The sequence below is a fragment of the Microvirga tunisiensis genome (genome assembly GCF_009296175.1).
GTDB lineage: Bacteria > Pseudomonadota > Alphaproteobacteria > Rhizobiales > Beijerinckiaceae > Microvirga > Microvirga tunisiensis.
Window position 1 is genome coordinate 1 of sequence record NZ_VOSK01000776.1, and the last position, 1276, is coordinate 1276.

Genomic DNA, 1276 nt, shown 5'->3' on the forward strand with positions numbered 1-1276 from the left:
CTTCTTCCTGAAAATCAAGCACTTCAGACGCATCGCCACGCGCTACGAACAGACCCCACGGGCGTTTATGTCAATCCTTTGCCTCGTCAGCGCGTTCATCTGGACCAAATGAATGTCAACGCGCTCTAGAGGCCCAGGATGTGACGAGGCGGATCAACACCTCGTGATCGGCAATGCGCTCGGTTTCCGGCAGGCTCAGGTCCGTCCATGGATGGTAGAGGATGCCCGCGGCTTTCAGCGCCTGGTCCAGGGTCTTCGGGATGATCGGAAACACCTCGTTGGCCTCGGTCGGCCATGCCAGACGCACGCCGGGCAACTGCCGGAGCCCTTCAGAGAGAAGGGCCGCCATGCGGTTGGCATGGCGCGCATTGTCGAGCCAATGGTCGTCCGCGAAATAGCCCTCGAACTGCGCCGCGACGAGACGGCCCTTGGAGATGATCTGACCGGCGCGCTTCGACCGGTAATCGAGCGCTTCCGCGAGTGCCGGCTTGAACACCACGACGGCCTCGGCCATGAGGCCGCCATTCTTGGTGGCGCCGAAGGAAAGAATGTCGACGCCGCGCTTCCAGGTCATCTCGGCTGGAGTGCAGCCCAGCGAGACGAGCGCGTTGACGAAGCGGGCACCGTCCATGTGGAAGGACAGGCCGTGCTCGCGGCAGACCGCTCCAAGCGCCGCGAGTTCATCGAGGCCATAGACCAGACCTCCCTCGCTCACCTGCGAGATCGAGAGCGCCTTCGGCGGCATCTGCTTGACCGCCTTCGGCAGGCTTTTGAGATAAACCTCGACGTCTTCGGCCTTCAGCTTGGCCCCGACACCAGGCAGCCCCGCAAGCTTCGCCCCGTGCATGAAGAATTCCGGCGCGCCGCACTCGTCGTCGATGACGTGCGCTTCCCGGTGGCAGACGCAGAGGCCGTAAGGAGGCACGGCGGACGAAAGGGCAAGCGCGTTGGCAGCCGTTCCGGTCGTGACGAAGAACACGGAGACTTCACGCTCGAAAATCTCATTGAAACGCACCCTGATGCGCTTCGAGATCTCGTCGTTGCCGTATGCCGCCATGGTGCCGGCATTGGCCTGCATGATGGCTTGAAGAACGGGAGCGCTGGCTCCCACGATGTTGTCGCTCGCGAAGTTCATGAAGGGCTTCCTAGTACTACTGTGTCATAAACTTTGTGTGGCAGCAGGGACATCGTGGGAGCCTTCGCACGAGAGTGCAGATGAGTTCAGCCCGGATGGTGGCGATCGACTGGGCGACGTGGCGTTCGGGGCGGATGGGTG

Annotated in this window: 1 protein-coding gene; it reads right to left on the reverse strand. The window is 62.2% G+C overall.

Annotated features, from left to right (window positions below; genetic code table 11):
• Window positions 1-115: 115 nt before the first annotated feature.
• Complete coding sequence (locus tag FS320_RS43575) at window positions 116-1135, reverse strand: threonine aldolase family protein (protein WP_152718675.1); 1020 nt, start codon at window positions 1133-1135, stop codon at window positions 116-118.
• Window positions 1136-1276: the final 141 nt, after the last annotated feature.